Raw genomic sequence first — 25,061 nt, 5'->3', positions numbered from 1 at the left:
TAACCCGCGTGCATGGTCGCCGCCAAACCCCGATACAGGACATCATGGATACCAACGTCATTACGCCGGAAGGTCATGCTGCGCTTAAAGAGGAGCTCGATACTCTGTGGCGCAAGGAACGTCCGGAGGTCACCCGACTGGTGCAGTGGGCTGCCAGTCTGGGAGACCGCTCCGAGAACGCCGATTATCAGTACAACAAGAAACGGCTGCGCGAAATCGACCGTCGGGTACGGTTTCTGCGCAATCGTCTCGACAAGCTGCGGGTGGTTGAATACAGCCCGGTGCAGGAGGGGCGTGCCTTCTTCGGGGCCTGGGTCGAACTGGTCGATGAGGACGACAACACCCTGCGTTTCAGAATTGTCGGCCCTGACGAAATCTATCGCCGCAAGGACTATGTGTCGGTCAACGCGCCGATCGTCAGGGCGTGTCTTGGCAAGGTGGTTGGCGATGAAGTGGTTGTGCGCACGCCGGAATCCGAAAAAAGCTGGGAGATCACGGATATTTGCTACCAGCCTGAGGGCCGCTAGCGTGCAGCCGGATTACTGCAGGGTAGTGCGCAGCCGGCGTAACGCCGCATAGAAGAACACCAGCCCGATGGCAGCCAGGGCCAGCAGCTGCGGCCAGATAATGCCGATGCCGGCGCCTCTGAGCAGAACGCCCTGTGCCAGTTGAACAAAGTGCGTGGTCGGAGCCAGCGACATGATGGTCTGCACCACGACCGGCATGCTCTCGCGCGGCGTTACCGCTCCGGAGAGGATTTCCAGCGGGATCAGCACCAGAATGATCAGCAGCCCGAGCTGCGGCATGGAGCGCGCCACGGTACCAAGGAAAATCCCCATCGATGTGGTTGCAAAAAGGTGCAGCGCGGTGCCGGCCAGAAACAGGCTGACTGCGCCCTGAATGGGTACGCCCAGCCAGTCCTGTACCACCAGAAGCAGCGACAGTGCGCAGGCGATCAGTACCACCAGGCCCATGGCCCATACCTTTGCCAGCATGATTTCCAGCGGCGTCACCGGCATGACCAGAAGGTGCTCGATGGTGCCGTGTTCGCGCTCACGAATCAGCGCCGCACCCGTGAGGATGATCGACAGCATCGTAATCTGGTTGATGACTTCGCTTATCGAGCCGAACCAGCTGGCCTCCAGGTTCGGGTTGTAGGCCATGCGTACCACCGCTTCCAGAGGCAGGGCTGCCGCGCCGCTATAGCCCTGCACGAAGGCGGTGGTTTCGTTCTGGATGATCTGCTGAATGTGGCCGGCGCCACTGAACGCCTGGCTGATCTGGGTGGCATCGACATTGAGCTGGATCGTCGGTTGCTGTCCGGCCAGCAGGTCACGCTGAAAGTCCGGAGGAATGTTCAGGGTGAAGGTGTAGAGCCCGCTGTCCATGCCCCGATCCATCTGGCGGTGGTTGATCAGGGTCGGGGGCATGAAGTAGGGCAGCTGGAAAGCGTCGATCAGCCGGCTGGAAACCTGCGAGCGATCCTCGTCTACCACCGCTATGGTTGCCCGGTTTGGCGTTTCCGGCATCGCCGTGGCGGAGGAGTAGATGGCCATGCTGAATGCGTAGATGATCAGTATGACCATCGCCGGGTCCCGGGCGAGGCTGCGCAGCTCCTTTACTCCCAGCTGCAGTACGTTACTCAACGCTCGGCGCATGTCACTGTTCCTGCTTTTTCAGTCCCGCGACGCTGGCCAGCGTCAGTACCGGTATCGCCAGTAGCAGGGGGATGAAGTAGAAATAGAGGTCGCTGAACCCCAATGCCTTGGAAAACACGCCGCGGGAAATGATCAGGAAGTGGGTGGTGGGATACAGCTGCCCGATCATCGCGCCGAGCCCCTCCATTGCAGACACCGGATGCATCATGCCGGAGAACTGGACCGCCGGAATCAGCGTGGCGATGGCGGTACCGAAGATGGCAGCGATCTGGCTTTTCAGCAGCGAGGAGACCAGCAACCCGAGGCCGGTCGCGCACACGATATACAGCAGGCCGCCGAGCAGCAGGCTCGGCAGGCTGCCCTTGATCGGGACGTCGAAAGCCAGCACCGCGAGCAGCAGCAATGCGATGAAATTGATGAAGCCGAGTACCACGTAGGGCAGCTGCTTGCCGAGCAGGAACTCGAGCCGGGTTACCGGGGTTACATAGAAATTGGTGATGGAGCCCAGCTCCTTTTCGCGCACCACTGCCAACGCGGTGAGCATGGCCGGAATCATCATCAGCAGAATCGGAATTACCGCCGGCACCATCGCGGGCAGGCTCTTCACATCGGGGTTGTAGCGATAGCGCGTTTCCACGTTCACCAGGCTGACCGCGATGGGTGTGGGTTGACGGCTTGCCAGTGAACGCAGGTAGTTCAAATGAATGCCCTGGGCATAGCCACGCAGGGTATCGGCCCGCACCGGCATGGCACCGTCGACCCAGTAGGCAACCTGCGGGAAATCGCCGCGCAGCAGGTCGCGTCCGAAGCCCGGGGGGATTTCCAGGGCCAGGCTGATGTCGCCGGCTCGCATGCGTTGCTCCAGCTCGGCATGGCTGTGCAGTGGCGGGCGCTCAATAAAATAGCCGGAACCGGCCAGCTCCAGCGCGTAGGCCTGGCTGTAGGTGGTCTGGTCCCGGTCCAGTACGGCGAAGGTCAGGTCGTCCACATCCATGTTGATGCCGTACCCCATGATCACCATCAGCAGAACCGAGCCGGCCAGTGCGAGCAGCGCACGCAACGGATCGCGCTTGAGTTCCATCGCCTCCCGGCGGGTATAGCTGAGCATTCGGCGCAAACTGAAACGGGGAGGGCGCTTTTCGGTGTCAGGCTGAGCGACTGAGGATGACAGTGCAGCAGCGTCAGGCACCTGCTCTTGCTGACCACTGGCCTCGCGCAACCAGTCGATGAACGCGTCCTCCAGCGTTGCCTTGCCCCGCTGCTGCCGCAGATCATCGGGTGCACCGCTGACCAGTACCTTGCCGGCGTGCATTAACGACATCCGGTCGCAACGCTCGGCCTCGTTCATGAAGTGAGTCGAGATGAAGATGGTAACGCCGTCCTCCCGCGACAGCCTGACCAGCAGGCTCCAGAACAGATCCCGGGCGATCGGGTCCACCCCCGAGGTGGGCTCGTCGAGAATCAGCACCTCCGGTTTATGAATCACCGCCACCGCGAGCGAAAGGCGTTGACGCACCCCCAGTGGCAGGGACAGCGGCAAGCTGTCAGCAACTGCCTGCAGATTGAACTGCGTAAGCAGTTCATCAATCCGCTCGGCGCTTTGCTCGGCGGGGAGCTGAAACAGCTTGGCGTGCAGCGCCAGGTTCTGGCGCACCGTCAGTTCGCTGTACAACGAAAATGACTGGGACATGTAGCCAACCCGCATGCGGATGGCCATGTCGGTCGGGTCAACCGGCTTGCCCAGCAACCAGGCTTCGCCCTCGCTGAAGGGCAGCAGGCCGGTGAGCATTTTCATTGTGGTCGACTTGCCACAGCCGTTGGAACCGAGAAAGCCGAAGATTTCCCCACGCTCAATGCGGAAATTCACCTTGTCGACCGCGACGAAATCGCCGAAGCGGCAGGTCAGGTCGTGAGCCTCGATGGCAATACCGGTATGCATCGTGCGCGGCGGTATCTGCAACTGCCTGTGCTGACGGCGTTTTTCCTCTGGCAGCAGCGCAACGAAGGCCTGCTCGAGGCTGCTGCTGTTGGTGTCGGCGAGAATCTGCTGTGGCGTGCCGGTTGCAAGTACCTTGCCGGCATCCATTGCAACCAGCCAGTCAAAGCCCTGGGCCTCATCCATATAGGCACTGGCGATCAGCACGCTCATCTGCGGCCTGCCGGCACGGATGCGTCGAATAAGCTCCCAGAACTGGCTGCGTGACAGGGGGTCGACACCGGTAGTGGGCTCGTCCAGGACCAGCAGGTCAGGGTCATGGATCAGCGCGCAGCACAGCCCCAGCTTTTGCTTCATGCCGCCGGAGAGCTTGCCGGCCGGGCGATCGGCAAACCGGCTCATGCCGGTGCTGGCCAGTAACTGCTGGATGCGCTGCTTGCGCTCGGCTTCACCCTGATTGAACAGCCGGCCAAAGAATTCGAGGTTCTCGGCCACGCTGAGGGTCGGATACAGGTTCTTGCCCAGCCCCTGGGGCATGAAGGCGATACGCGGGCACACGTGACTGCGGTGGCTGGCGCTGCGCATGTCCCCACCCAGGACCTGCAACTCGCCCTGTTGCAGGCGACGCGCGCCGGCGACCAGTGCCAGCAGGCTGGATTTGCCAACGCCATCCGGGCCAATCAGACCGACCATACAGCCCGCCGGCAGGTCAAGGGTGACCTTGTCCAGGGCAGCGACGTGCTTGTAATGCAGGCTGATATCGCGCAGTTGGGCGACCGGCTGCGGCTGGCTCATGTTCAGTTGCCGACGTTAACGCTGAGTGCGTCGGGCCACTCGGCACTGGCATCCAGTTTCAGCCAGGCGACGCCGGGCAGGCCGGTCTTGACCTGTTCGATATGCTGCTCCAGCAGCGCCGGGTCGATACGTGCGCGAATGCGGAACATCATTTTTTCCCGCTCCTGCTCCGTTTCCACCGATTTGGGGGTGAACTGGGCCACGCTGGAGACGTAGCTGACCGTGGCCGGAATCACATACTGCGGCGCAGCATCGATAATGATCCGCGCATCGGAGCCCATCGCGACGCGACCCGCCAGCCGTTCGGGCAGAAAGAAAGTCATGTAGACATCGGTCAGATCCACCAGATTCAAAACCCGGCCACCTGCGCCAAGTACCTCACCGGGCTGAACGGTACGAAACTGCACCCTTGCCTTGCGATCGGCGGTCAGCTTGCTGTCGTTGATATCTGCAGCGATGCGCTCTACCGCTGCGCGAGTAGCATCCAGCGCTGATTCGGCTTCGATTACCTGCGAGCGCGCCGCGGCAATGCCGGCCTCGGTTGCGTGGATCTGGGCCCGCGCCGATGCAACGGCTGCCTCGGCGCTCTGCATGGCCGCCAGGGCATCGTCCAGCTGCTGGCGCGAGGCGGCGCTGCGCTGGACCAGTACACTGATGCGCTCATGGCGCTTGCGCGCTGCATTGTGTTCAGCCTGGCGCTGCAGCAACAACGCCTCTGCGGCAGAGCGCTCGCTTTCGCGCAGGCCAACCTGGGCGCGGGCTGTCTGGATAGCGTTCTCGGCCTGCCGAGCCTGTGCCTCGGCCTGCAGCAGTTGCGCCTGCAGTACGCTGGTATCCATTTCGGCCAGCAGCTGTCCGGGTTCGACGAAATCCCCTTCGTCGACCAGGATCCGGGCAATACGTCCACCGAGCTTGGTCGCGATGTTGATCTCGGTCGCCTCAATCCGGCCGTTACCGCTGGCAAAGCCATCACCGTAGCCGTCAGGCTGCAGCTCCAGCCAGGTAACCAGAGCAATGCCGGCGAGCACGGCTGCGGCGATCAGGGCCCGAACGAGATGGCGAGGAGGTTTTGGCATGACGGTTCCTTGTGCTGGGGGCGGCTGGCTGCTGTTGCCAGGCCGCTGAAATCCATTCTAGACGCTTTGCTGCGAGGTGAGGTTGACGTCGATCAAGTGCGGCGGCCATGCGTCAAGAAACCCGAGCAGCTGCCGAACCGGATATTCCGGTGTTGATCGACGGCTGCATTCGGGGCTGCTCAGGCGCCGCGGTTGATCAGGCGCATGGGGCTTTGCTGGAGCACCGCCCTGGTCCCCCAGACGCCCGCGCAACCGATCAGCAAGGCCGCTGCCGAGGGTGTCAGCAGCCAAAACAGCAAATGCGGTGCCCAATCCAGATTCAGCGCAAATCGATACAGCGCCCAGGTGGCCAGCTCTGCGGCCACCACTGCCATCAGGCCGGACATCAGCCCCAGAAGCAAAAACTCCATCCAGCTTGCGCGGCGCAGCAGCGCTCGCCCGGCCCCCAGTGTGCGCAGCAATGCGCCCTGATACAGCCGTTCGTCAAGGGTAGCCTGCAGGGCGGCAAACAGCACTGTCATCCCGGCGAGCAGAACAAACAGCAGGACATATTCCACTGCCAGCGTGACCTGCCTGAGAATGTCGCGAATCTGGGCCAGCAAGGGGCCGACTTCCAGCAGCGTCATTGCCGGGAACTGACGGTTCAGCTCCCGCAGGGCACCGCGTTGCTCGGCCGGCAAATAGAAACTGGTCAGCAGGGTCGCGGGGAAGCCGTCAAGGTCCCCCGGGGCGAAGATCATGTAGAAGTTGGGCGTGAAGTTGTCCCATTCGACGCTGCGGACGCTGCTGACCTCGGCGTCCAGAGTCCTGCCTTCAATGACGAATCCCAGCCGGTCGCCAAGGGTGACACCAAGGCTGTCGGCCAGCTCGGCCTCGATGGACACACGGGCCATGGCGGATGGAGCAGGGGCTGCGACTGCTGGCCACCACTGGCCTTCGCGCAGTTGATTGTCTGCTGGCAGCTCGGCTGCCCAGGTCAGGCTGAGGTCACGGTTGATGGCCCGGGTTCCGCGATCGCGATTGCCATCCTCCTTGCTTACCTCGGTGCGCACAGGCTCGCCGTTGATGCTGACCAGACGTCCTGGCGTGACCGGGTAGAGCGGGGCGCTGCGTGCACCGATGTCCTCCAGTGCCTGGCTGAACGCCTGTTGTTCAGCTGGCAGTACGTTCAGTACGAAGTGGTTGGGAGCGTCGTCCGGTAATTGATTCTGCCAGGTGCTGAGCAGCTCGGTCCGCAGGATCAGGACAACCAGCATGCACATGAAAATCAGACCGAATGACAGCATCTGCGTGGCGGCGGCCGTTGGGCGCTTGAGCAGTTCACCGCTGCCCAACCGCCAGGCCAGGCTGGCCTCGCGCAGCTTGCCGGCGACCGCGCGCAGCAGCAGCCAGGCGAGCAGCCCGAGCAGCAATGCAGCGAGTGCTCCGCCGAACAGCATGGCCAGGGTGATGGTCAGATCGCCGGTGAGCTGCCACATCAGCAGGCTGAGGACGGCGAGGGCGAGCCCATAGATCAGCCAGCTGCTGACAGGCATCGGTTCGAGGTCGCGGCGCAGCACCCGCAAAGGCGCGACGTTGCCAAGTCGCAGCAGCGGCGGCAGGGCAAATCCGAGCAGTGCGCTGAAACCGGTAGCCGCGCCAACCAGCAGCGGCAAGATGCCCGGCTCCGGCAACCGTGGCGGCAGCAGATCGGCGAGCAGCTGCATCAGGCCCCACTGCACGACAAGCCCCAGGGCGAGGCCGGCCACGGTGGCAATGATCCCGATATACAGTAGTTGCAGGGTGAACAGGGTGAGCACCTGCCGGCGTTGCAGTCCCATACAGCGCAGCAGGGCGCTACTGTCGAAATGACGAAACGCAAAACGCCCGGATGACAGTGCCACGGCAACCCCAGCCAAAATAATGGCCGCAATACTGGCAAGGCCTAGGAACTGATTGGCCCGCGTTAGCGCATTGCCAACCTGGCGGTTTCCGTCTTCCACGCCGCTGAGTCGCTGGTTTACCGCCAGCAGCGGGTCTATCCAGTTACGGTAACGCTCCAGTGCCTGGCGTTCGCCGCTCAACAGCAAGCGATAGGTTACCCGGCTGCCGGGCTGGACCACGCCGGTCGCGTCAAGGTCATCGAGGTTCATCAGCACCCGCGGGGTGAGACTGTAGAAGTCGCTTGCACGGTCAGGTTCATGGGTCAGTACAGCGCTAATTCGCAGCGTCGCATAGCCAACCTCCAGGCTGTCGCCGACCTGAACTCCCAGCTGGTTCAGCAAGCGTGGTTCCACCCAGATTTCACCGGCGGCCGGTATGGCGCGGGTTGCTGTTTCCTCGGCAAAAGCGGAACGGCTGATACGTAACTCGCCGCGCAAGGGATACGCCGCGTCAACCGCCTTGACACTGGATAGCTGCATTGCCGAGTCGCTGGCCATGACGCTGGAAAACTCGAGCTGACGACTGAGCATCAGGTCATTGACTGCCGCCTGCTCTGCGTAACTGTCCGGCAAGGGGCTACGCGAGGAGACAACCAGATCGGCGCCCAGAAACTCTGCGGCGCGATCGGTCATGCTGCGCTCAAGCCGTTGGGTAAACAGACTGATGGCGGTGCTGATGGTCACCGCGATAAGCAGGGCACCCAGCAGCACGGTCAGTTCGCCCGCCCGCCATTCCCTGCGCAACAGGCGCCAGGCCAGTCGGGCCAGCGGCGGTCGGTTCATGCATCGTCTCCAAGCAGGCGGCCCGCCTGCATGCGTACTGCGTGCTGGCAGCGGTCGGCCAGCTGCGCGTCATGCGTTACCAGCACCAGGGTGGTGCCGCGCTCGCGATTGAGTGCAAACAGCAGGTCGCTGATGCGCTCGCCGGTGGCTGCGTCCAGGTTGCCGGTTGGCTCGTCGGCAAACAGGATGCTGGGTTCGCTGGCAAAGGCGCGGGCGATGGCTACCCGTTGCTGTTCGCCACCAGAGAGTTGCTGGGGGTAGTGCTGGCGCCGGGCTTCGAGTCCGACCCGCTGCAGCAGTTCGCCGGCGCGTTCCCGTACGTCGGATCGCCCGGCCAGCTCCAGTGGCAGCATGACATTTTCCAGCGCGGTGAGGCTGTCCAGCAGCTGAAAGGATTGAAAGACGAAGCCTACCTCACGGCCGCGCAGTGTCGCGCGCTGGTCTTCGTTGAGTGCCGTGAGGTCTTCGCCGGCGAGTATGACCTGACCACTGCTTGGCAGGTCCAGACCGGCCAGCAGGCTGAGCAGGGTTGACTTGCCCGATCCCGAAGCGCCGACAATGGCCAGGCTGCTGCTGCGTTCGATACTGAGTGAGACGTCGTCGAGGATCTGCAGCGGCGCTTCCGAGCTGGTCACGACTTTGCTAAGGTGGCGAGCGATTACAACGGCATCGGACATGGTGTACGGACCTGATGAATGGCTTGAGAAACTGGTTGGGAGCGGTACTGCTGTATCTGCTCTCCTTTCCTGCGGCAGCTCAGGGGATCCTGATTGTCGGTGATAGTATCAGCGCCGCTTTCGGTCTGGAAATTGGTGAGGGCTGGGTTGCCCTGCTGGAGCGGCGGCTGGAGACGGAAAATTACCCTTTGCCGGTCCATAATGCCTCTGTCAGCGGAGATACCACCGCCGGTGGTCTGGCTCGCTTGCCAGCGCTGTTGGGGCAGCATGCGCCGGACCTGGTCATCCTCGAGCTGGGTGGTAATGATGGCCTTCGCGGCCTGCCGCCGGATAATATGCAACAGAATCTTACTGCCATGGTTGAACAGTCGCGTGCGGCCGGCGCTGACGTCATACTGCTGGGTATGCGAATCCCGCCCAATTATGGTGTTCGCTATACGCAAGCCTTTGAGCAGGTGTACCGGCAGATTGCCGATCGACAGCAGGTGCCGCTGGTGCCGTTCCTGCTCGAAGGCGTGGCTGATCGCGGTGAACTGATGCAGGCCGATGGCATTCATCCGAACGCGCAGGGGCAGCCGGGTATTCTCGATAATGCCTGGCCGGTAATACGTGAATGGGTTCTGACGCAGCAGCCTGCTGCGATAAACGATTAAGGTGGAGCCCTGAATTGAGTGTGTCCTGGATGGCCAGACGCTGGTGTCTGGTGGAGCAGGATGAGCAGCGGGATTTGTTTGTGGAAGATCCCTGGCATGTTCACCTGGTTGATATCAATCTGCGGCTCGACGTACCGCGCGAGCGTACCCTGTGTGGAGACCTGTTGCCGTCGTCGCCGATCTACCGTGAGTTGACGCGTGCGGATCTGCGTAACCTGTGTCCGACCTGTGTTGATCTGGCCGAGCAGGCGAGGGTGGCAGGGCGTCGTCCTGTCGCTGCGCGCAATAATGGCGATAGCGGACAAATGCAGCAGTTTGACTTGAATATGATGCTAAGTGGGAGCTGAAGGAATGTTGAGCGTGTGTTCTCGACTGGGCAGAATCACCGCGGCGCTGCTGTTTACCGGGCTGGGTCTTGGTGCGGCCCAGGCAAACGACTACCCGTTGTTGTCGGCGGATCAGGATCTGATTGGCGAGGTCACCCGCTATCAGGCGCTCTATGAGGATACTTTTGCCGACCTTGGCAGTGCGCGGGGTTTCGGATATCTGGAGATGACCGCGGCGAACCCGGGTATCGACCCCTGGTTGCCCGGCGAGGGAGTCGAAATCATCCTCCCGGGCCAGCACATCCTTCCGGTCGGGCCGCGCGAAGGTGTGGTCATCAATCTCCCCGAATTTCGCATGTATTACTTCCACAAGGGCGGTGAACTGGTTTCCAGCTACCCGGTTGGTATCGGCCGCGAAGGCTGGTCCTCGCCGATTGGTGAAACGCGCATTCTGCGCAAGGAAGCCAACCCCTCCTGGTATCCACCCAAATCCATCCTGGAGGAGCACGCTGCCAATGGTGACCCGTTGCCGTCAGTAGTGCCGCCGGGGCCGAATAACCCGATGGGCCCGTTCAAGATGAATCTGGCGCTCAGTGGTTATGTGATCCATGGCACCAACAAGAAGTTCGGTATCGGAACGCGGGTCAGTCATGGCTGTTTCCGGATGCGTAACGAGGATATCACCGAGCTGTTTCCGCAGGTGCCGGTCGGCACGCCGGTAACCATTGTCAACCAGCCTTATAAGCTGGGCGTCAAGGATGGCTTGCTGTACCTGGAGGTACATACCGCCCTGGATGAACATGGCATGCCTTCAACACTGGACAAGCAGGCGGCGATTCAGGCGTTGCTGGAAGAGCAGCAGGAGAAGGTGCGGGGGTTTCGGCTGGACTGGACGGCGATTCGCGATCTGGTTTACGCCGAGAGCGGTATTCCGGGCGTAATTGGACAACCGATCCGGACCATGTGATCCGGATCGGCAAAGCTGGCCTTACTTCTGGCTGGCTTTCTCGAGCATGCGCAGGGCGCGCTCGTTGGCTTCGTCAGCAGTCTGCTGTGCGCGCTGAGCGGCAGCCAGAGCTTCTTCGGCCTTGCGGTAAGCTTCGTCAGCACGGGCTTGGGCACTGGCAGTAGCGTTTTCGTTAGCGGCAACGCGAGCGCTCAGTTCCTTTTCCATGCTGTTGCTGCAGCCGGCGGCCAGCAGAGCGGCCAGAGCTACGGCGGATACTTTCAGTGCAGTTTTCATAACTTTCCCCTTGTGTAAAAAGTCTTGCTTCAAGAACGCACAGCCCAAGACCGAACAAGTGGCTCGAAGTTCCATCGGTCTTCGGCTGTACGTTCCTGATAGCGCCAGTAATAGTAGCAGTTGCATCGTGGGTTGGAAGTAGGCAACCGATAATTCTGTTACCAATACACAACAATAAAGCGCTCTGATTCCGGCGCTAAAGGCTTTGTAGTGAATCTGCGCTGGGGTAATGTAGCCAGCGCAGTCAACTACAAGGATAAAAACAATGCTCGGAAATCTCGGTCTTCTCGCCGGCGTGACGTTACTTATTTATCTGGCCTTGCGAGGGATCAATATCTTTATTGCGTCTCTGGTCTGCGCATTGGTGGTCGCGCTGACCAACAATATGCTGATCTCGCAAACCTTTCTGGAGTTCTTCCCGTTTGGCCCGCTGGGTGCGTTTACCTTTGCCGGGAAGTTCTTTTTGCTGTTCCTCTGTGGCGCTATTTTCGGCAAGGTGATGGCGACCAGTCAGGCGGCCAAGAGTATCGCGTTATCGATCACTCGCGCGCTGGGTGTGCGTCATACGCTGCTGGTTGGCATGATCGTCTGCGCCTTGCTGACCTACGGCGGTGTTGTGGTGTTTGTGGTGGTGTTCACCATGTATCCGCTGGGTATCACCCTGATGCGTGAAGCCAACCTGCCCAAGCGGCTTTGGGCGGCTGCGACCTCGGTTGGCGCGGGCACCTTCACCATGACCGCGCTGCCGGGAACGCCGTCCATTCATAACGTGATTTCTGCCAGTGCGCTGGGTACCGACCTGTTTGCCGGAGGCTGGATCGGCATCTTTGCTGCGCTGATTATGGCTGGTCTTGGTATGTGGTATGTGGAAAGCCAGTGGAAACGCGCCCAGGCCCGCGGCGAAGGGTTTGTCGAAAATGCCCAGGACCGTCGCATGGAGCAGCTTATCGGTGATCCGAATGATGCGCCGGTATGGTGGATGGCGTTGATTCCCATGGTAGTGGTGCTGGGCTCGATCATGCTGCCACGCGCTATTCTGGGTCTGGCTGACTGGACTGAAAGCGACAGTATCGTCGCTCGCGTTCTGTTGTTCAGTGCAGCGCAGCCGATCATCTGGCCCAGTATCTCGCTCATTCTTGGTTCGCTGACCTGCGTACTGCTGTTTCCGGGCTTGCGTCGCAAGGCGGCGCAGGCATTCGGTCAGGGCGCTGATGATTCCATCATGCCGTTGCTCAATACCGCGGCGGTGATCGGTTTTGGCGGTGTGGTGACCCAGACTGCCGGGTTCGCCCAGTTTGCTAACTGGATCCTGAATGTCGATTTACCGCCTTTGCTGTCGGTGTTTGCCTCGGTCAGTGTGGTCTCGGCGATTGTCGGCTCGTCGTCCGGTGGCCTGCAGATCTTTATGCAGTCGCTCGGGCCGCATTACATCGAGATGGGTGTTGACCCCGAGATCCTGCACCGTATCGCTGCCATCGCCGCTGGCGGGCTGGATTCGCTGCCGCACTGTGGCGCGGTGATTGCGACCTTCATGATCATGGGTATTACCCACAAGGAAGCCTATCGCGACATCTTTGTGGTGACGGTGGCAGTGCCGGTCATTGCCTGTCTGGCATCCATTGCCCTGCTGATGTCGCTGGGAATGGGGATGGTTTCGGCGGGGTAGTTCACTTTTTGAGACGGGCGGGGAAACATTCCGCCCGATCTCGGTCTATAGTGGATAACTCTTCGCTCGACGCTTTCTGCCTGGGAGACAGACAATGAATATGAATGCGACCATCCAGCACGATCAGGACGGCAAGCAGTTCTATATTACATTGGACGGTATGCGGGCATATCTGGCCTATATGGACTTGGGCAAGAACACGCTGGATATCTATCGGACCTTCGTTCCGGACAGTCTTCGTGGCAAGGGGTTGGCTGCCCGCCTGACTGCCCATGCGCTGACATACGCGCAGGAGCATGGTTATACGGTGATCCCGTCCTGCTCATACGTTGAACGCTATATGGATCGCAATGCGGCAGCGGTCAGTTAGGTGCTCAGTCATATCGCCATAAAAAAACCGGCCATTGGCCGGTTTTTTTATGGCTGAGGACCTCAGTCCTGCTTCAGGCGCGCGCGGCGCGGCAGTACATCCTTGAGCTTGTCGCGCATGGAACGCACGCTTTGCACCGTGGTGGCCCAGTCAATGCAGGCATCGGTCACGGACACGCCGTATTGCAGTTGGGACAGGTCCTTCGGAATCGACTGGTTACCCCAGCCAATATTGCTCTCAACCATCAGGCCGATGATGGAGTCATTGCCTTCCAGGATCTGGTTGGCCACGTTATCCATCACCAGCGGCTGCAAGCCCGGATCCTTGTTGGAGTTGGCGTGGCTGCAGTCGACCATGATGTTCTTGCTGATACCGGCCTTCTCCAGATCCTTCTCGCACAGCGCTACGCTGACCGAGTCGTAGTTCGGCTTACCGTTACCGCCGCGCAAGACGACGTGACCATAGGGGTTGCCCTTGGTGGTCACGATCGAGACCTGGCCCTGCTGATTGATGCCGAGGAAACGGTGCGGGCTGGATACCGATTGCAGCGCGTTGATCGCCACTGCCAGTCCGCCGTCGGTGCCGTTCTTGAAACCTACGGCCGAGGACAGACCAGAGGACATTTCCCGGTGGGTCTGTGATTCGGTGGTGCGGGCCCCGATGGCAGACCAGGAGATGAGATCCTGAAGGTATTGCGGCGAAATCGGATCAAGCGCTTCGGTTGCGGTTGGCAGCCCCATTTCGGTCAGGTCGCGCAGCAACTGGCGACCAATCTTCAGGCCGTCCTGAATCTTGAAGGAGTCATCCAGGTAGGGGTCGTTGATCAATCCCTTCCAGCCCACGGTTGTGCGCGGCTTTTCGAAGTAGACGCGCATGACCAGATACAGGGTGTCGCCTACTTCCGCCGCCAGCTCCTTGAGGCGTGCGGCGTAGTCCTTGGCGGCGTTGACGTCGTGGATGGAGCAGGGGCCGATGACAATAAACAGGCGATGGTCCTTGCCGTCGAGAATGTCGCGAATGACCTGGCGGCTTTGCACCACGGTCGCCTGTGCGGCTTCGCTAAGCGGAATCTGAGCCTTGAGCTGTTCAGGCGTAATCAGAATCTCATTGGAGGTTATGTTCAGGTCATCAATAGGTAAATCGGCCATCAGTCATCCCGGAATGTGGTGCTCGCCGCGGCAATGCGGCGCTTTTTGAGTGCTACACAGCTTAATCAAGCTTGCCGGCTTAGGCTACCCCGCCCAGGCTCTATTGCCCTGAAAAACAATATAAATTGGCCTTTCGTGCTGCACGCTGAGTGGCCGGCGGAGATCGGCGGGTCAAAGCCCGGCCGCTTGCCCGTGCTCAACCGCGATGTGAATGATGGGGCATTTGGCCGCAGGTTTGTCGTGTTATTGACTGTCTCGCCCGGCGCGAGCGGATTAACATGCCTGCATACCAATAAATACATCATCCAGATGAGGGTTGTATGAGTCAGAGTGATCTGAAGATCGGGATTATTGGCACCGGTGCAATCGGCGGTTTCTATGGCGCCATGCTGGTCAATGGCGGAAACGACGTGCACTTTCTGCTGCGCAGCGAATACCAGGCGGTCAAGGAGAAGGGCATCACCATCAACAGCCTGGTCAATCCCGAATTGCATATTCACCCGGTACAGGCCTACCAGGATGCAGCGGATATGCCGAAGTGCGATTGGCTGCTGGTGGGTGCCAAGTCCACAGCAGACAACCTGGGTGACATCATTGCAGCCGCCGGCAAGCCGGATGCCAAGGTGGTTCTGCTGCAAAACGGCCTGAACAACGAAGATCATCTGCGACCGTTGCTGCCGGACAGCATGCACCTGATCGGCGGTCTGTGCTACGTCTGCCTGTTCCGTGAAGGCCCAGGTCTGGTCAAGCACCAGTCCAATGGCATGATCGACCTGGGTTACCACTCCGGCCCCGCTGTATCCAAGGAAGAGCAGCAGGCACTGTTGAAGGAGGGCGCAGCGCTGCTTGAATCCGGCAATATTCCGACGCGGCTGTTGCCCGGTGTTGACGAGGCGCGCTGGCAGAAGCTGGTCTGGAATGCGCCATTCAACGGTATCTCTGTGGTACTCAATGCCGGCACCCAGGAGCTGGTGGGCAACCCCGCCAGTCGCAAGTTGATCACCGAGATGATGGAAGAGGTCATTGCGGCGGCTCGGGCCCGTGGCATCGACATTCCCGACGGCGTGATCGGCTACATGTTCAAGGGCACCGAGATCATGCCCGATTATTATCCGAGCATGTACCACGACTGGCTGCACAAGCGCCCCATGGAGCTGGACGCGTTGTACGGTGAGTTGCTGCGCCTGGGCAAGGAAGCTGGTTGCAGCCTGCCGAAAATAGAGGCAATGTTGGATCAGCTTAAATTCCTCCAGGCCCGCTATCTCAGTAACCAATAAGGACGCCCCATGCCCACCCTGCTCGGAGACAAACTGGTCATCGCCATCTCCTCCAGAGCGCTGTTTGACCTGGACGAAAGTCATCAGGTTTTTGAGCAGGAAGGGCTGGAGGCCTATCGGCAGTACCAGATTGCCCGGGAAGACATTCCGCTGGAACCGGGAGAGGCCTTTCCGCTGGTGCAGAAGTTGTTGCGTATCAATAACTTGCTTGAGGGCGACAGCCGGGTCGAGGTCGTACTGATATCGCGCAACAGTGCCGATACCGGACTGCGGGTGTTCAATTCGATTCAGCATTACGGGCTTGGCATCACCCGCGCGGCCTTCGCCGGCGGGCGCAGCCCCTTCACCTATATTCCCGCCTTCGGCTGCCAGCTGTTTCTGTCGACCCATGCCGAGGATGTGCGCGCAACGCTGGAGGCGGGATTTGCCGCCGCCACCATCTTTCCCGCCAAGCGGGCCCGTGAGCAACGTGATGAGCTGCGCATTGCCTTTGATGGGGATGCAGTGCTGTTCTCCGATGAATCCGAGCAGGTGTTTCAGAAAGAGGGATTGGCTGCCTTTCAGGCCAGCGAGCAGGCGGCGGCGCGCGAGCCGCTTGGCGGTGGACCGTTCAAGCCGTTTCTTGCCGCGCTCAACCGGATCCAGACCGAGTTTGCTGGCGAACAGTGCCCGATCCGGACGGCATTGTTCACCGCGCGCAGTGCGCCTGCCCATGAGCGGGTGATTCGTACCCTGCGCGAATGGAACATCCGGCTTGACGAATCCTTGTTCCTCGGCGGCTTGGACAAGTCCAGCTTTCTTCAGGCGTTCGGCGCCGACCTGTTCTTTGATGACCAGGAGGGACATTGTCGACGCGCTGTCGATGTGGTCCCCACCGGGCACGTGCCGCACGGCATCAGCAATCTCAAATCCCCGCATTCAGTGTGACCTGAGCCACTCAATCGGCCGTCGGTCGGCCAGTCCCGCGAGAGGCCGTATGCGAGCAGGAGTTTATGGACTAAGCTAGCAGGCATAACGGCCTATCTGGTTATAAGCGTGCCTTTGATCCCTGCCTTGGAAGGCGTGGTGCTGCGGCTCGCAAGGGGAAGACAATCATGAAATTGCAGCAACTGCGTTACATCTGGGAAGTAGCCCATCATGAGCTGAACGTATCGGCGACTGCCCAGAGTCTGTATACCTCGCAACCGGGCATCAGCAAGCAGATCAGGCTGCTGGAGGATGAGCTGGGTGTCGAGGTCTTTTCCCGCAGTGGCAAGCACCTGACCCGCATCACACCGGCCGGAGAGCGCATCATTGCCACTGCCGGCGAGATTCTGCGCAAGGTCGACAGCATCAAGCAGATTGCCCAGGAGTTCAGCAACGAGCGCAAGGGCACGCTGACACTGGCAACCACCCACACCCAGGCACGTTATGCGTTGCCGCCAATCATTCAGAAATTCATCAAGAACTACCCGGATGTGTCGCTGCACATGCATCAGGGCACACCGATGCAAATTTGCGAGATGACGGTCGATGGAACGGCCGACTTTGCCATCGCCACCGAAGCACTGGAGCTGTTTTCCGATCTGGTGATGATGCCGTGCTATCGCTGGAACCGCTGCGTTATCGTGCCCAAGGGGCACCCGCTGGCCAGTGGCGCAGAGCTGACCCTGGAAGCATTGGCCGACTGGCCGCTGGTTACCTATGTCTTCGGGTTTACCGGGCGCTCGAAGCTGGATGACGCGTTCAGTAACCGTGGCCTGTCACCGAAGGTCGTGTTCACCGCCGCCGATGCGGATGTGATCAAGACCTATGTGCGGCTCGGCCTGGGCGTCGGTATTGTCGCTCACATGGCTGTCGACCCCGAGATGGATCCCGACCTGGAGGTGATCGATGCCAGTCGCCTGTTCGAGTCCAGCATCACCAAGATCGGCTTTCGTCGCGGCACCTTCCTGCGTGGCTACATGTATGAATTTATTGAGGCGTTCGCGCCGCATCTGACCCGCGAGATGATTGATCGGGCGCTGCAGTGCAGCAGCAAGCTCGAGCTGGAAGCATTATTTGATGGGGTGGAACTGCCGGTTCACTGACGTCTAGCGGCTGCTGGGGGAGAGAAGAAGGCCGGCGTATAGAGGTGCGCCGGCTTTTTCAGTTTCAGGACTTGGCGATCAGGTTGCTGCCGTGCAGGCCGCATTCCTTTTTCGTTGCCTCTTCCCACCACCAGCGACCTTCACGCTCGTGCTGGTTCGGCAATACAGGGCGGGTGCAGGGCTCGCAGCCGATGCTGATAAAACCACGCTCGTGCAGCGGGTTGTAGGGAATCTCCAGCATGCGGATGTAGTTCCAGACGTCCTCGCTGGTGTAATTGGCCAGCGGATTGAATTTGATCAGTGAGTGCGTCGGGGTCGAGAACCCGCCGTCCAGCTGCACCACTGGAACATCTGCCCGGGTCGGGCTCTGATCCTTGCGCTGCCCGGTGATCCAGGCATCGACGCTGGCCAGTTTGCGGCGCAGCGGCGCAATCTTGCGCACGCCACAGCATTCGCCATGACCGCTCTCGTAGAAGTCGAACAGGCCTTTTTCGCGCACATAGGCTTCAAGCTGCTGGTGGTCGGGCGACAACACCTCAAGCTGGATCCCGTAATGCTTGCGCACCTGCTCCAGAAACCGATAGGTCTCGGCGTGCAGGCGGCCGGTGTCGAGGGTAAATACCTTGACGTTCGGGTTGAGTTTCCAGGCCATGTCCAGCACGACGATGTCGTCGGCGCCGCTGAACGACAGCCAGAGGTTGTCGAAGTTGGCGAATGCCAGCTCCAGAATCTGTTGAGGGGATTTGCTGGCGTAGTCGACAGCCAGTTGATCGATGTCGAAGGTACTCATGGAAATCAGGCTCTCAATCCGGCGGTGGATCGGTGTGCCACCGTTCTGTGATCGGCAGTCTAGCAAAGGCCGCCTTAGTCCATCCTCTTTTATTTGGTTATACTTTTATGCGATTTTCGACTTAGAACAGCAGGCTCCAGCCGCCTTGTGATTGCGCCGAGACCCGCTTGCCGGTAGATTGTGCGCCAGTCTCAAATGTGAATCTCAGGAGTGTCGTGTGGAAATCGCTTGCCTTGACCTGGAAGGGGTGCTGGTCCCTGAAATCTGGATTGCCTTTGCCGAGAAAACCGGCATTGAGGAGCTCAAGGCAACCACCCGTGACATTCCCGACTATGACGTGCTGATGAAGCAGCGCCTGTCCATTCTCGACAAGCACGGCCTCAAACTGTCGGATATTCAGGAAGTCATTGCGACCCTCAAACCGCTTGATGGCGCCGTCGAGTTTGTCGACTGGCTGCGCGAGCGTTTCCAGGTGGTTATTCTGTCGGACACCTTCTACGAGTTTTCCCAGCCGTTGATGCGCCAGCTCGGTTTCCCGACGCTACTGTGTCACCGCCTGATTACCGACGAAACCGACCGGGTCGTTGACTACCAGTTGCGTCAGAAGGATCCCAAGCGTCAGTCGGTGATTGCGCTCAAGAGCCTGTACTACCGCATCATTGCCGCAGGCGATTCGTACAACGACACCACCATGCTCTCGGAAGCGCATGCCGGCATCCTGTTCCATGCGCCGGAAAACGTGATTCGCGAGTTTCCCCAGTTCCCGGCGGTGCATACCTACGAGGACCTGAAAAAGGCCTTCATCGCAGCGTCCAACCGCGACCTGGCGCTCTGATCTGATGCAGCCGGCGGTCCCGCCGCCGGCTGCCATCGCCGCCGGACCGCCGGTGGCCACCCTGTTTTGCTTCCCTTTCTGAATGCTTCCAACAGCGCAGCCACGCTGCTGATCCGCGCTGCCGGATCAAAGGCCAGTGCCGTGCGCAGTTCACGCCATACCGGTTTTGGTATGCCATGTGGTTTCTGTAAACCGGTTTCTTGCTGCATGCGCATTGCCTGGCGCGCCGTCAGGCGGCTGAAGGGGTGGTGCCCGCTGGCCAACTCATACAGGACACAGGCGACCGCATACAGATCAGCGGCCGCGGTCAACTCTTCGCCATCGAGCAGCTCCAGCGCAGCGTAACGTGGTGTCCAGGCGGCCAGACGTCGGCTGAGCCGGGGTAATCGCTGCAGGGGACCCCGACAGCCTCGTCCCAGCCCGAAATCAAACAGACGCAGGCCGGCGGTGCTCAGGATGATATTGCCCGGCTTCAGATCACCGTGCAGCACGCCGGCGTCGTGTGCATAGGCAAGGGCAGACAGCAGGCCGACTGCGAGGGGTTGCAGCGCCGGCCAGGCCATCCCGTCGGGATGGTCGGCGATGATCTGATCCAGCGCAGGGCCCTCAAGCAACTCAAGCGTCATGAATGCCCGACCGCTCGCCGGGTCGATGTGGTAGCTGTAGGGGCGGATCACATTCGGATGGTGCAGGCGGCAGGTGAGGGCATATTCCGCGTAAAGCAGAGCGTTGGCATCGGCATGGGCGGCAAATTGATCGTTCAGGGCCTTCAGTGCCACACTGGGTCGGGGGTCGTTGAATTGCTCGCGCAGCAGGTCACGCACCTGATAGACCGCACCCATGCCTCCCACCCCAAGCAGGCGCTCAATACGGTATCGGTTACCCAGCAGTTCGGGTAAGGCGGCTGGCGCAACCGAAGGCGTCCTGGAGGGCATCAGCTTGCTCCTGCACCGATTCTGACAACGACCGCGCTCAGGTTGTCGCGGGCCGGCCCCCGCAATGCCAGGCTTACCAGCTGCGCCGCGCCGCTGCGGCTGTCCCGGCGTCCAAGGATCGAGGACAGTTGCGCGGGGCTCAGCTCCCGATACAGGCCGTCACTGCACAGCAGCAAGGTATCACCCGGTTGAATCATGAACGTCACACTGTCCAGTTTCAGATGGTCATGCGCGCCGACTGCTCGGGTCAGTACGTGGGCACCAGGGTGTGAGGCGGCCTCGGTGCTGGTTACAGCGCCCCGGTCTATCAGTTGCTGCAACAGCGAGTGGTCGCGGGTCAGTTGGTGAAGTGTTTGCTGGCGCCAGAGATAACAGCGACTGTCACCTGCCCACAGGCAGAGCGCCCGGTTTGCACTTGCCAGAAGGATAACCACGGTGCTGCCGACTGGACCGGCTGGCTGGCCCTGCACCTGGGTCATGTCTTGCGTCAGCCTGCGGTTGACCTGCTGCAGGGCCTGACGCACCCGACGCTGGTTCTGGTCGATATTTCCAGTCAGCTCAAGTGCGCCCAGTGTGTCGATTATCAGGCGGCTGGCGAGTGCGCCGTTGCGGTGACCGCCCATACCGTCAGCGACCGCCCAGAGCCCGTAGTCCTGAAGGGCCAGAATGGCATCTTCATTGTGTCGACGCTGATTGCCTGGATCGGTTTGAGAGCAGCTTGACCAGTTCATTGCAGGCGGGCCGGGAGGTTGAAGCCCGCCAGCAGGCCGGGCTGGAACGGGTTTGGAGAGCGTTGACTGTGCAGCAGATAGCGGGCACGCATGCCGCCGATATTGGCCCGCAGCTGAAGCGCGTCGCGTTGTTCCTCCTGCTCGAGTGTCAGTTGCTCAAGCAGGCGAAACAGCGACCAGGTACCCTGCTGGCCGTGCAGGGTCATTCGCCGGCCTCCCAGATCCTCCAGGGTCAAGCTGATGCGGCTGTCGTCCAGGCTTGCCGGCCAGGTGAATGCCTTGGGAATGATGGGGCCGTGGCGATATTCCAGCTGATGGCTCCCGTAATAAAAGCTGGCGCGGCTGAGGCTGGCATCAAGTGAGTAGGGTTCCAGGCGAAACCCGATGCCCGGCTCGAGCGGATTGCTGGCAAAAAAACTGTCGTGAATGGTCCTGGCCCGGTTCAGTTGTGTCAGCAGCCTTGCGGATATGGGCAATGCCCGCCCGTCCAGCAGTCGCAGCCGGTAGCCTGCGTCCGTGCTGATCAAAAATGGCTCCAGATACTGGTCGGTAAAGCCTTGAATAGTGCCCTCCTGCTGGAAGAAACGCTGAAAGTCGCCTAGCTCCACTTCCCGCTGACTGGCCGGATTGAAGGGGTAGTAGTCGGCGATTGCGTCCCGGTATGGGCGATACACCTGGCTGCGATACTGGCCGTTAAGATACTCGGCCGCTGCGCTCAGCACGGTTCGCCAACTCTGGTCGGCAAGCTGCTTCACCCATAGCTGCAGCGGCGGCGGCAGCTGAGCTGCGCTGTCGCGGGTCGCGCCGATTGCATCGCGTTGGCGCTGCATGCGTGCGCTGGCCATCTTGTAGGCAAGCAGTCCGCGGGCGCTGCTTTCGCTGAGCTGGGCGAGCTGGTGTTGCAATTGACCGATGCTTTGCAATGCGCCAGCCAATTCCGGAGCGGGCATGGCATCGTCATCAAGCAGGCGGTGAAGGTGGCTGAAGTGCTGTTGCATGGCCAGCTTGCCTGCGCTGGGTGTTGGGTCGTCAGCTGTTATCAGTCGAGTATGCAGCCTGATCTCCTGTAGCAGCGCCAGCAGGGGGGAGTGCCCGGACGAGAGCGCCGCCAGCTGATCCGCGCTAGCGCCGGACTGTGGTTGCAGGCGGAGGCTGGCCAGAGCGCGATTCCAATGCGAGGTGTAATCCTGAAAGTAGATGCTCTCCACGTCTGCCATCAGGGCCTGCTCGGTTTGCCTGTTAACCGGTTCGGCGAGGCCCAGTACCCAGTCGTCGGCCAGCAAGTCATGAATCAGCGCCGGACCTCTGGTTTTGATCAGGCGTTCATAGCCGGTATTGATGTAGAACCCGGGAATGTCGACCGGTTCGGATGTCAGTAACCGGTGGTGGCGTCCAAGGCGGGCATCGAGGCGGTAGTCGGGGAGGGATCTGGACCGTTCCCGGAGCAATCGGTAGCAAAGCCGGGGCAGGGGCTCTTGCCGCATGATCTCCCTGGCGCTGGCTACCAGAGACTCATCAAGCGTCTGGGGCATTGGAGCGGAGGCAAGCAGGCGGCTTAGATGGGCCTCCAGGCTCTCTCTGACCGCGGGTTGTCTGGGGTAGCGGCGCGTCCACTCCGTGTGCATCCAGTCCTCAAGGTAGGCGCTGTCCAGACGCTCCGGCAGACCCAGCATCAGGTAGGCGCGCAGGTGCCCGATCAACTGCTGGCGGTCTTCAAGGTCGGTGCTCAGACGGTATTCCAGCTGACGCATTACCAGTGGCAGCAGGAAGGTGCGCAGTGCATCTGCATAGGCCTTTTCGACTACCGGCAGAGTCGCCTCGGACTGCTCAAGACTCAGGAGCTGGAGGCCGGCAGGCATCGACGCCGGCTGGGGTATCAGCGTTGCTGCGTAGCGGGTATCGAGCTGCTGAAGCAAGGGTTCGATTCGGCTGTGTGCCTGGACCGCGGCAGCATCCTGGACGACGTGTCGGCCAAGCTCGGCAAGTTGCTGCAGCTGCTCGGCCTCGTGCCCGTAGCGCCAAGCCCAGCCAGTTGCAGACAGTGTCACACAGGCTGCGGCGAGACCGACCGTGACCCGTTGCCTGGTGCGTTGTCGCGTGCGCTGCTCGTCTGCAACCGTGACGCCATCAGGCCGCCCGGCAAGGGGATTTTCCAGCAGTCGCCTGCTGAAGGCGCCTTGAACCGAAGGGCGCGGCAGCGAGCCGGGGACCAGAACGTCGTGTTCGCTGGCAGCGATCGTCAGATAGATTCCATGCACTCGACTGCCATGCTGGTAGCTGTTGCTGGCAAATGCCTGGTTGAGGAACTGACGAAGCGACCCTTCCAGTTTCGCCAGTTGATAGGGAAGATCGTAAAGACGGCCGCGGCGCAGGCTGTCCGACTCCTGTTGGGTTCGACAGAGGATTTGACGATTCAGCTGAGCCAGCAGTGGGCCAAGGGCACCGGTGCTGGCCTGTGCCGGGTCCGGTGCACCCGGCAGCGTCACGCCCAGTGGCTGCAGACGCTGCTCCGGTGTCAGTTGCTGGCATAACTCAATGATGCCGGGCAGCAGATCGGCCTTGCTCAGCAGCAGGTAAATCGGCAGATCCAGTCCCAGTGCCTTGCGCAACGTGCTCAGTGCAAGCCTGTACCGGCGTGCCAGTTGGTCGAGCTCAAGGGTGTTCTGCGTGGTCAGCAGGTCCATTGGCAGCATCAGCGCGATGGCATTGAGCGCTGGTGCCCGACGCTGACGCAATAGCCCCAGCAGTGCTGTCCAGGCTGGTGAAGGTGGCTCCTGATCTGCGGGCGGCAGGCAACTGCCACCCGCTTGAAGCCAACTACAGTGGCTGAGGCTGTGCCACTCTGCCGGGCTGATCCCATGGGGCCCATGGGGAGTAGTGACAGTTGTGCAGTATCCGCTTAACTCTGCGCTTGCAAACAGGCGCTTCTTGCCCGAGTTCTCCGGGCCGAGCAGCAGATACCAGGGTTGCCGACGTTGCTGGCGTTGGCTTACCCCGTGCTCTGCCAGCAGGTGGCGACTCAATCTGTAGCGTTGTTCCAGGGCGACGCGGGCCTGCAGGGTTGCTGCGTTGCTGGCGGCTTGCTCGCCGTTTGCTCGCCTTTGCTTGAGCTGATCGAGCAACTGCCAGACCAGCCAGGGCGAGAGCAGTATCGTACCAGCCAGCAGGCGGCTGCCGGGGCCGGCCAGTATGGTCTTGCCGTTGAAGGCGATGTTCGGGCCGAGCCCCCAGATCAAGGCAGCGAGGATCAGCAGTATCAGCAGAGACCAGCCGGCAGGTTTGCGCAGATAGGAGGCTACCCGTTGATAAAGGGCCTTCATCGTTTGACTCCCGGTTGTGCGCTGATGCCCGCGCTGCTGGTCAGGTAAGGCTCCAGCGCGGCGTTGCGGTGTTGCTCCAGATAATGGTTGAACCCCTGGAACAGGATTGCCAGACAGCAGGCGGTGGCAACCGCTGTCACCCAGCCAGGCACCGGCCTCACCGGGGGGCACGGCTCAGGGTGGGCGATCTGTGAGCCCAGGTGCATATCCGGCGGGCTGCGGTATTGCTGCAGCGCGGCGTGCAAGCGGCTGCGAATGTGTTCCAGTTCTTGCTGGCCGCGCAGTTGCAGCCGGTAGCGACCTTCAAAACCGAGGCAGAGGCAGGCCAGCATCAATTCGAGCAAGTCGAGATGCCGGGCCATGTCCTGTGACAGGCGGGTGAGCAACAGAAAGAACTTCTCTCCACCAAAGGTTTCCTGGTGGAAGGCGCTGAGAAGACTGTGGCTTGACCAGTTGCTGTTGTTGCCCCAGCGGGTAGTGAGAATGGCTTCGTCCAGGGCTGTGCAGAGCACGTAGCGGGCAGCCTGCCTGCTGGCAGGCGCAACCTCGAGGTGTCTGCACTGCTGGTCAAATTGCCGTATGCCGGCTTCCAGGGTGACGCGCAGGACGTCGATTGGCTCGCGCTCGCCGCTGCCGGTGCGCAGGGCGACCAGTTCGGACAGCAGTGGCGCTGCGGCGGCGAGCAGCGGGTTGGGCTGCACGTCAGTGGTGCGGCACAGATCATCGTCTGTTCGCGGTGCGATGCACGCCGCGGATGCCGCATGGTCGGTCAGCGAGTATGGAGTGTGCCCGGCCATGCTGCCGGACAGGATGACAGTGCGATCGTCGTCAGGGTAGTCGCCGTTGTACAT

22 protein-coding genes are annotated in these 25,061 nt (G+C 60.9%); 10 read left to right on the top strand and 12 right to left on the bottom strand.

Annotated features, from left to right (window positions below; all coding sequences use genetic code 11):
* The first annotated feature begins 44 nt into the window (after positions 1-44).
* Entirely contained in the window at positions 45-527 is a 483-nt protein-coding gene (greB, locus tag ACZ5WQ_RS06250) for a transcription elongation factor GreB (protein WP_464383381.1), read from the top strand.
* Positions 528-539: 12 nt separating this feature from the next.
* Here the strand turns inward: greB and ACZ5WQ_RS06245 are convergent, their stop codons facing one another.
* From ACZ5WQ_RS06245 to ACZ5WQ_RS06225, 5 genes are all read right to left on the bottom strand, one after another.
* Positions 540-1,658 (bottom strand): ABC transporter permease, encoded by a 1,119-nt coding sequence (locus ACZ5WQ_RS06245; RefSeq protein WP_464383380.1) that lies wholly within the window; start codon positions 1,656-1,658, stop codon positions 540-542.
* 1 nt (position 1,659) lies between these two features.
* Entirely contained in the window at positions 1,660-4,389 is a 2,730-nt protein-coding gene (rbbA, locus tag ACZ5WQ_RS06240; RefSeq protein ID WP_464383379.1) for a ribosome-associated ATPase/putative transporter RbbA, read from the bottom strand.
* A 2-nt stretch (positions 4,390-4,391) separates the two neighbouring features.
* A complete protein-coding gene (locus tag ACZ5WQ_RS06235) occupies positions 4,392-5,465 on the bottom strand; it encodes an HlyD family secretion protein (RefSeq protein ID WP_228246769.1) in 1,074 nt (357 codons plus the stop codon).
* A gap of 179 nt (positions 5,466-5,644) precedes the next feature.
* A complete protein-coding gene (locus ACZ5WQ_RS06230; RefSeq protein WP_464383378.1) occupies positions 5,645-8,170 on the bottom strand; it encodes an ABC transporter permease in 2,526 nt (841 codons plus the stop codon).
* The gene (locus tag ACZ5WQ_RS06225; RefSeq protein WP_464383377.1) at positions 8,167-8,847 is read right to left on the bottom strand and encodes an ABC transporter ATP-binding protein; all 681 of its coding nucleotides are present in this window, start codon (positions 8,845-8,847) and stop codon (positions 8,167-8,169) included. Before ACZ5WQ_RS06225 ends, ACZ5WQ_RS06230 begins: the two co-directional genes overlap by 4 nt.
* A gap of 14 nt (positions 8,848-8,861) precedes the next feature.
* Here ACZ5WQ_RS06225 and ACZ5WQ_RS06220 point away from each other — a divergent pair, with 14 nt between their 5' ends.
* The 3 genes from ACZ5WQ_RS06220 to ACZ5WQ_RS06210 are packed head-to-tail and all read left to right on the top strand — an operon-like array spanning position 8,862 to position 10,793.
* On the top strand, positions 8,862-9,500 hold the full coding sequence (locus ACZ5WQ_RS06220) for an arylesterase (protein ID WP_088274081.1): 639 nt from the start codon (positions 8,862-8,864) through the stop codon (positions 9,498-9,500).
* 14 nt (positions 9,501-9,514) lie between these two features.
* The gene (locus ACZ5WQ_RS06215; protein ID WP_233049764.1) at positions 9,515-9,847 is read left to right on the top strand and encodes a hypothetical protein; all 333 of its coding nucleotides are present in this window, start codon (positions 9,515-9,517) and stop codon (positions 9,845-9,847) included.
* A gap of 13 nt (positions 9,848-9,860) precedes the next feature.
* Positions 9,861-10,793, top strand: coding sequence for a L,D-transpeptidase family protein (locus ACZ5WQ_RS06210; protein ID WP_228246765.1), 933 nt, complete (start codon positions 9,861-9,863; stop codon positions 10,791-10,793).
* 21 nt (positions 10,794-10,814) lie between these two features.
* On the opposite strand, the gene ACZ5WQ_RS06205 is transcribed toward ACZ5WQ_RS06210, so the two are convergent.
* Complete coding sequence (locus ACZ5WQ_RS06205; RefSeq protein ID WP_088274083.1) at positions 10,815-11,069, bottom strand: Lpp/OprI family alanine-zipper lipoprotein; 255 nt, start codon at positions 11,067-11,069, stop codon at positions 10,815-10,817.
* Between the two features lie 265 nt (positions 11,070-11,334).
* Here ACZ5WQ_RS06205 and ACZ5WQ_RS06200 point away from each other — a divergent pair, with 265 nt between their 5' ends.
* Together ACZ5WQ_RS06200 and ACZ5WQ_RS06195 are read left to right on the top strand one after the other, a co-directional pair.
* Positions 11,335-12,735, top strand: a complete 1,401-nt coding sequence (locus ACZ5WQ_RS06200; protein WP_464383376.1) for a GntP family permease — start codon at positions 11,335-11,337, stop codon at positions 12,733-12,735.
* A 94-nt stretch (positions 12,736-12,829) separates the two neighbouring features.
* Positions 12,830-13,105 carry a GNAT family N-acetyltransferase gene (locus tag ACZ5WQ_RS06195; RefSeq protein ID WP_088274085.1) on the top strand — a complete coding sequence of 92 codons (276 nt, stop codon included), beginning with the start codon at positions 12,830-12,832 and terminating at the stop codon, positions 13,103-13,105.
* A gap of 62 nt (positions 13,106-13,167) precedes the next feature.
* Here ACZ5WQ_RS06195 and ACZ5WQ_RS06190 read toward each other — a convergent pair whose 3' ends face one another.
* Positions 13,168-14,253, bottom strand: a complete 1,086-nt coding sequence (locus ACZ5WQ_RS06190; RefSeq protein WP_088274086.1) for a 3-deoxy-7-phosphoheptulonate synthase — start codon at positions 14,251-14,253, stop codon at positions 13,168-13,170.
* A 320-nt stretch (positions 14,254-14,573) separates the two neighbouring features.
* Between ACZ5WQ_RS06190 and ACZ5WQ_RS06185 the strand changes: the two genes are divergently transcribed.
* From ACZ5WQ_RS06185 to cysB, 3 genes are all read left to right on the top strand, one after another.
* Complete coding sequence (locus ACZ5WQ_RS06185) at positions 14,574-15,530, top strand: putative 2-dehydropantoate 2-reductase (RefSeq protein WP_228247193.1); 957 nt, start codon at positions 14,574-14,576, stop codon at positions 15,528-15,530.
* A 9-nt stretch (positions 15,531-15,539) separates the two neighbouring features.
* Positions 15,540-16,457: a 5'-nucleotidase gene (locus tag ACZ5WQ_RS06180; protein ID WP_088274088.1), complete on the top strand. Its 918-nt coding sequence runs from the start codon at positions 15,540-15,542 to the stop codon at positions 16,455-16,457.
* Positions 16,458-16,624: 167 nt separating this feature from the next.
* Positions 16,625-17,599, top strand: a complete 975-nt coding sequence (cysB, locus tag ACZ5WQ_RS06175; RefSeq protein ID WP_088274089.1) for an HTH-type transcriptional regulator CysB — start codon at positions 16,625-16,627, stop codon at positions 17,597-17,599.
* Between the two features lie 64 nt (positions 17,600-17,663).
* On the opposite strand, the gene ACZ5WQ_RS06170 is transcribed toward cysB, so the two are convergent.
* Complete coding sequence (locus ACZ5WQ_RS06170) at positions 17,664-18,389, bottom strand: phosphoadenylyl-sulfate reductase (RefSeq protein WP_285677404.1); 726 nt, start codon at positions 18,387-18,389, stop codon at positions 17,664-17,666.
* A 217-nt stretch (positions 18,390-18,606) separates the two neighbouring features.
* On the opposite strand from ACZ5WQ_RS06170, the gene thrH reads away from it, so the two are divergent.
* Positions 18,607-19,224 carry a bifunctional phosphoserine phosphatase/homoserine phosphotransferase ThrH gene (gene thrH / locus ACZ5WQ_RS06165; protein WP_285677405.1) on the top strand — a complete coding sequence of 206 codons (618 nt, stop codon included), beginning with the start codon at positions 18,607-18,609 and terminating at the stop codon, positions 19,222-19,224.
* On the opposite strand, the gene ACZ5WQ_RS06160 is transcribed toward thrH, so the two are convergent.
* Genes ACZ5WQ_RS06160 through icmH form a run of 4 tightly spaced genes read right to left on the bottom strand, consistent with a single transcriptional unit; the run spans position 19,167 to position 25,061 of the window.
* Positions 19,167-20,159 (bottom strand): serine/threonine-protein kinase, encoded by a 993-nt coding sequence (locus ACZ5WQ_RS06160; protein ID WP_285677406.1) that lies wholly within the window; start codon positions 20,157-20,159, stop codon positions 19,167-19,169. The two genes, thrH and ACZ5WQ_RS06160, sit on opposite strands and share 58 nt — an antisense overlap.
* The gene (locus tag ACZ5WQ_RS06155; protein ID WP_464383375.1) at positions 20,159-20,890 is read right to left on the bottom strand and encodes a PP2C family protein-serine/threonine phosphatase; all 732 of its coding nucleotides are present in this window, start codon (positions 20,888-20,890) and stop codon (positions 20,159-20,161) included. Before ACZ5WQ_RS06155 ends, ACZ5WQ_RS06160 begins: the two co-directional genes overlap by 1 nt.
* Positions 20,887-24,210, bottom strand: a complete 3,324-nt coding sequence (gene tssM / locus ACZ5WQ_RS06150) for a type VI secretion system membrane subunit TssM (protein ID WP_464383374.1) — start codon at positions 24,208-24,210, stop codon at positions 20,887-20,889. Before tssM ends, ACZ5WQ_RS06155 begins: the two co-directional genes overlap by 4 nt.
* On the bottom strand, positions 24,207-25,061 hold the full coding sequence (icmH, locus tag ACZ5WQ_RS06145) for a type IVB secretion system protein IcmH/DotU (RefSeq protein ID WP_464383373.1): 855 nt from the start codon (positions 25,059-25,061) through the stop codon (positions 24,207-24,209). Before icmH ends, tssM begins: the two co-directional genes overlap by 4 nt.

The organism is Halopseudomonas sp. T1L2 (assembly GCF_055397385.1).
The sequence above is the reverse complement of the archived record's forward strand: the minus strand, read 5'-3'. Positions and strand labels throughout refer to the sequence as shown.

Coding starts and splice junctions, on each gene's coding strand:
- ACZ5WQ_RS06185 (WP_228247193.1), top strand. CDS start 14,574: ATGAGTCAGAGTGATCTGAAGATCGGGATTATTGGCACCGGTGCAATC.
- ACZ5WQ_RS06155 (WP_464383375.1), bottom strand. CDS start 20,890: ATGAACTGGTCAAGCTGCTCTCAAACCGATCCAGGCAATCAGCGTCGA.
- ACZ5WQ_RS06195 (WP_088274085.1), top strand. CDS start 12,830: ATGAATATGAATGCGACCATCCAGCACGATCAGGACGGCAAGCAGTTC.
- ACZ5WQ_RS06235 (WP_228246769.1), bottom strand. CDS start 5,465: ATGCCAAAACCTCCTCGCCATCTCGTTCGGGCCCTGATCGCCGCAGCC.
- ACZ5WQ_RS06205 (WP_088274083.1), bottom strand. CDS start 11,069: ATGAAAACTGCACTGAAAGTATCCGCCGTAGCTCTGGCCGCTCTGCTG.
- ACZ5WQ_RS06230 (WP_464383378.1), bottom strand. CDS start 8,170: ATGAACCGACCGCCGCTGGCCCGACTGGCCTGGCGCCTGTTGCGCAGG.
- ACZ5WQ_RS06245 (WP_464383380.1), bottom strand. CDS start 1,658: ATGCGCCGAGCGTTGAGTAACGTACTGCAGCTGGGAGTAAAGGAGCTG.
- ACZ5WQ_RS06220 (WP_088274081.1), top strand. CDS start 8,862: ATGAATGGCTTGAGAAACTGGTTGGGAGCGGTACTGCTGTATCTGCTC.
- ACZ5WQ_RS06180 (WP_088274088.1), top strand. CDS start 15,540: ATGCCCACCCTGCTCGGAGACAAACTGGTCATCGCCATCTCCTCCAGA.
- tssM (WP_464383374.1), bottom strand. CDS start 24,210: ATGAAGGCCCTTTATCAACGGGTAGCCTCCTATCTGCGCAAACCTGCC.
- ACZ5WQ_RS06160 (WP_285677406.1), bottom strand. CDS start 20,159: ATGCCCTCCAGGACGCCTTCGGTTGCGCCAGCCGCCTTACCCGAACTG.
- ACZ5WQ_RS06190 (WP_088274086.1), bottom strand. CDS start 14,253: ATGGCCGATTTACCTATTGATGACCTGAACATAACCTCCAATGAGATT.
- rbbA (WP_464383379.1), bottom strand. CDS start 4,389: ATGAGCCAGCCGCAGCCGGTCGCCCAACTGCGCGATATCAGCCTGCAT.
- ACZ5WQ_RS06170 (WP_285677404.1), bottom strand. CDS start 18,389: ATGAGTACCTTCGACATCGATCAACTGGCTGTCGACTACGCCAGCAAA.
- cysB (WP_088274089.1), top strand. CDS start 16,625: ATGAAATTGCAGCAACTGCGTTACATCTGGGAAGTAGCCCATCATGAG.
- icmH (WP_464383373.1), bottom strand. CDS start 25,061: ATGTACAACGGCGACTACCCTGACGACGATCGCACTGTCATCCTGTCC.
- ACZ5WQ_RS06200 (WP_464383376.1), top strand. CDS start 11,335: ATGCTCGGAAATCTCGGTCTTCTCGCCGGCGTGACGTTACTTATTTAT.
- greB (WP_464383381.1), top strand. CDS start 45: ATGGATACCAACGTCATTACGCCGGAAGGTCATGCTGCGCTTAAAGAG.
- ACZ5WQ_RS06225 (WP_464383377.1), bottom strand. CDS start 8,847: ATGTCCGATGCCGTTGTAATCGCTCGCCACCTTAGCAAAGTCGTGACC.